The sequence below is a fragment of the Planctomycetota bacterium genome (assembly GCA_039182125.1).
In the GTDB taxonomy this organism is placed as follows: Bacteria; Planctomycetota; Phycisphaerae; order Tepidisphaerales; family Tepidisphaeraceae; genus JBCDCH01.
In genome coordinates, this window is the sequence record JBCDCH010000127.1 from 1 (window position 1) to 4,434 (window position 4,434).

General features: G+C 64.4%; 3 protein-coding genes. 2 read left to right on the forward strand and 1 reads right to left on the reverse strand.

Features of this window, described 5'->3' with window-relative positions:
• Together AAGD32_18370 and AAGD32_18375 are read left to right on the forward strand one after the other, a co-directional pair.
• Nucleotides 1-1,216, forward strand: a 1,216-nt coding sequence (locus AAGD32_18370; protein ID MEM8876214.1) for a GC-type dockerin domain-anchored protein, incomplete at its 5' end; no start/stop codon positions are given.
• Between the two features lie 494 nt (nt 1,217-1,710).
• Nucleotides 1,711-3,048 carry a hypothetical protein gene (locus AAGD32_18375; GenBank protein ID MEM8876215.1) on the forward strand — a complete coding sequence of 446 codons (1,338 nt, stop codon included), beginning with the start codon at nt 1,711-1,713 and terminating at the stop codon, nt 3,046-3,048.
• Here the strand turns inward: AAGD32_18375 and AAGD32_18380 are convergent.
• Nucleotides 3,049-4,434 (reverse strand): SpoVR family protein (locus AAGD32_18380; protein MEM8876216.1); only part of this gene is annotated, 1,386 nt, incomplete at its 5' end. It abuts the gene before it with no gap.

Here is a 4,434-nt window from a genome sequence, read left to right on the forward strand (position 1 = left end):
ACACATCATCAGCATCGGGCTCGGCGTGGCAGCACTCGGGCAGTCGGCAGCCGCGCAGAGCGGGTTTCTGTCCTTTGGGTCGGGGCCAGGAGAAGTCAATGTGATTTCGAGTCAACGGGTCTCTGCCGACGGCGAAACCGTGATCGGCTTCGCGTCGGCCGGCTTCGCGGGCGGACCATTTCGATGGACTCGTGAGACCGGTATCCTGCCGATTCCCGGGCCGCCGGGCGTGACCAATCTGGCGGCGGGGGCCATCTCTCCGGACGGGCAGTCGGTCGTCGGGGGTGGGACCGACGCGTGGGTCTGGTTTGCGAGCACGGGTGAATCCGTATCGGTCGGTCGCCCGCCGAGCGGTCTCCGTGTCGGGCTCAGTGCGATCTCGAACGAGCCGGTGGCGGCTGGCAGCGCTCTGATCATCGATCGGACCGGCAGCCTCGATGACGCGTTTCTGCCCGCGTCCTGGTCGCCGGACGGCGGACTGGTCATTGCGCCGCCTGTGCTGCCCAACGAGGAACAGCCGCGCTGGCGGGCGCGTCAGATCCTTGAGGACGGTCGGCTGTATGTCATGTCCGACGACCATCCGCATCCCTATCTGTACACACCGGACGGCGGGTACGAAGAACTCGCGTGGGGTCCGAGCGGAGCGATCGATCCGACAGGTACGATAATCGTGGGTTCGCGGCGGATCGGTTTCAACGACCAGGGTTTTCCTGTCAACGAAGCCGTGGTCTGGACGCGCGAGGGCGAGTTCATCCTGCCGACGGCGGTGCCCGGTGATTCGGCCGGCGCGTTGTTACTTTCTGACGACGGACGCTTCATCCTCGGTGGTACGACGAGCTTTGTGCCGGCGCTCTGGGTCGACCGCGAGGGGCCGATCGATCTGATCCAGTATGCAACCAACCGGGGCGTCGACCTCGCGGGATGGGTGTTTTTGGGAGTGACCCGTATGTCGGCCGACGGTCGGGTTTTCACCTGTCAGGTCAACCGGTTCGGCGATCCGGACTGGCCGCAGGGCCGGGTCGATATTGGCGTGCTGACGCTCGAGCCGTGCCCGGCGGATGTGAACTTTGACGGTCTGCTGCTGCCAGACGATTTCACCGAGTGGGTCGCCCGCTTCAACACCAAGCACATCCGCTGCGACCAGAACGGCGACAACGCCTGCGACGGCTCGGACTTCTTCGCCTGGGTCGTCGGCTACACGGCCGGGTGCCGGTAGGGGGTCGGGCATCAATGGGCGAGGGGGCGGCCGCCGACCCTCGCGAGTTCCAGCGGCCGCCCCCGGGCGGGGGCATGGGTTGTGGGGCGGGGCTCGGGTCGCTCCCGCCGGCACTCCATTGTGCGATACAAACAACGCGGCGGCGAGTGATCCACCCGCCCGACCGGCGGGGGGCACCCTCGCAGGCGGGACAAGCGGCAGAGGCTGTCCGATCGGCACGGGAGCAGGCCGACTGCGGCCGGGTCACTCCGGGGTGGGAACGGCCGCTGCTTCTTGCGTCTCGTCCCGGTTCGTTGGTGGCAATCGGCGGCTCGAAGGACCCGGTGTATGGCTCGGACCGGGCCGTCGTCGCACGCCCCATTTGGAGGGGGGGTGCCGATGCGTGGGACTCGATGCGTGCGTGGCGATCGGGTTCAGGTATGCTCCGCGCACCGCGGGGTGGTTGACCGTGTTCGCTCTGAGCGTGGGCCGCTGCGGTTCTCGAGGGGGCTGTCATGGTGTGGGGATTGTCGTCGCGGCTGCTGTGCGCAGCGCTGCTCGGTGTGTGCGTGTGCTTTGTGGGTGCCGGGAGCGGGTGCAATCTTAAATCACGGAGTTTCTATTCGGTCAAGGACCCCGCGGTCGTGCTCTATCGCGCGGGGCGGCCGGGGTGGTTCCGCGAACGAACCAACTGGCAGGCTCAGCTCGATCGGTTTATGGGCTACAAGGCCGGTGGAGCGAGTGAGGGAACGCATCTTCCGTACAAATGTGACGAGCTCGGTTCCGCGGATAAGGTCGAGGTGTACGTCCGTCACTATCTCGATGTTATTTTTGCATACCACTCGGCTTACAACGCGTCGATTTACTTCCGGATCGCTTCGGGCAAGACGCTGTTTGACGTGACAGAGATCGGGCTTGCGCTCGCGACGACGATCGTCGGCGGGGAGACATCGAAGACCATTCTTGCTGCGATCACGACGGCGGTGCTTGGCATCGAGGAGTCGCTGTCGGAGCAGTTCCTGCAGAACCAAACGAGCTTCGCGATTTTGAATCAGATGAAAGCGCAGGCGAACACAAAGCGTGCCGCCATCATCAGACAGCTCAACGCCAGCGGGTACGAGACCAAGGGCGAGGCCGATGTGGTCCTGGTGGACTATTTCGAGTCTGGCTCGCTCGTGTCGGCGATCACGCAGCTCTCGGAAGACGCCGCAGCCGCGGCAAAGGAATCCGAGCGTGAGCTCCGGGCAGCGAACGCCGGCGAAGCGCAGCAGACCGAGGGTCTCCGCCGGGTACTTCTTGATTGGCTCGACGACCCAACCGCCCACGATACTCGCTTCAAGAGGTTGATCCGGCATCTTGAGGTGACCCTTGCGAGGGCTGACACCGGCGAAGCCGTTATTCTCAGCAACGATGAGGACGCGGTGCAGAAGTCTCGTGCAAGCGCGTGGCTGTACTCTCCGCGGCGGAGCGTCAGAGATCTGGACTCGGCACGCTCGGCGCTCGGGCTCCCGACCCCTGCCGATGCGAAGCAGATCGAAGAATCGGTTCAACGCGCGGAGCAGGCGCGAGCACGAACACGTGCGATAGTCACAGAACTCGAGGCACTCGTGCAGGCTGCAGAGCCGCAGACGCAGAGTGTTGTCGAAGCGCGGCTCAGCGAAGCACGCTCGGCACTTCTGGAAGCGGAGCGGGCGCTCGCCGCCGCCCGGACCGCCGCGGACCCGGATACAGACCGCGCGAACGCCCAGGCCGCGCACCGGGCTGCAGACGCGGCGGAGCTGCAACGTGACAACGCCGAGGATGCGATGCGAGGCGCCCGCGAGGCGGTCCAAAATGCTCCGAACGCGCCCTGATCAGCCGACGATGTTCGCCGGCGGCGGGGTGCCGTCGGTGATCTGCTGCCGTGTGATCGGGCCGTCGTCGGTGACCGCGGGATCTCCGTCTGGTGAAGCGCAGCTGTAGAGCCACATGTCGTCCTGCACCCGCGCCTGCAGGTGCACCGGCCGGCCCCAGATCGCGCACAGGTTCTGGAGCACGGGCATGGCCGCGGCGATGTCGACCTCCAGCCCGTTCCACTTGTTGGCCAGATACAACTCGCCGCGGTTGCCGTAGTTCGCGTCGGCTACATACATCATCGGCTGGCCCATGTTGGTCAGCTTGTAGAGCAGCGTTTGTTTGACGCGGCCGAAGTCGCGGCTGACAATCTTGACCTCACCCGTCCGCGGGTCTCGACCCGTTTGGTACATTTTGTGCTTGTCGACAAACTCGGGGGTGAGGAACTCGTCGATGAAGTTGACATCGTTGTAGATCGTTCGGATCTGGAAGATCTTGTCGCGGCAGGCCATGCTGCCGTCGTCGTGGGCTTTCTTGGCGCCGAGGTCGTCGAGCCGGTCGTAGGCGTGGCCGTGCTGGCCGCGGTCCCAGCGTCGCTCGATGTCTTTGAACAGCTCGACGCCGATCTTGTACGGGTTGAAGCCGCCGGGGGCCATGTGCACCACGCCCGAGTGCTGGTCGGCGTAGTGGATGATCTCCGACGACTCCAGGAAGTGGTTGGTCATCAGCTTGCTGTGCCAATAGGTCGCCCAGCCCTCGTTCATGACCTTGGTCTGCGCCTGCGGCGCGTAGTAGTACGCTTCGCTGCGGATGATGCCGAGGATGTCGGCCTGCCAGTCTTCGAGCTTGGCGTTGCGTATGAGGAAGAGCAGGACGTCTTTCGTCGGCTCGCTCGGGAATCGCGACTTGTCGGCTTCTGACTTGGCTTCGTGCGCCGCTTTCTGCGCGTCGATCTCCGACTGCGGGTTGACGAACGGGTCCATGTAGTCCTTGGCCGGCATCCTGCTCGGCTCGAAGGGCGATTGGTCGTTTGATGTTCCCTCGCGCTTGACGAAAACAGAATGCGGGTCGATCAGGTGCTCGATCGAGAGGCAGCGGTCGATGAAGCGTTCGACGCGGGCGTGGCCGTGGTTCTCGATGTGCCGGCGGACTCGGGTGGCATGGTTTGCCATCGTGTCCATCATCTTGCGATCGGTTTTGCTGAACCAGACGTTGTGCTTGAAGAAGTCGGCGTGGCCGTAAACATGCGCCATGACCAGTTTTTGATCCGTGACGCTGTTGGACTCTTGCAGGTAGGCGTAGCACGGGTCGTTGTTGATGACCATCTCGTAGATGCGGCCGAGGCCGTAGGCGTCGCGCTTGGACATGCGGTCGTACTCGGCGCCCCATTTCCAGTGCGGGTAGCG

What these genes read in the sequence shown, in the direction of transcription:
- AAGD32_18375 (MEM8876215.1), top strand. Translation starts at nt 1,711, where the DNA reads ATGGTGTGGGGATTGTCGTCGCGGCTGCTGTGCGCAGCGCTGCTCGGT.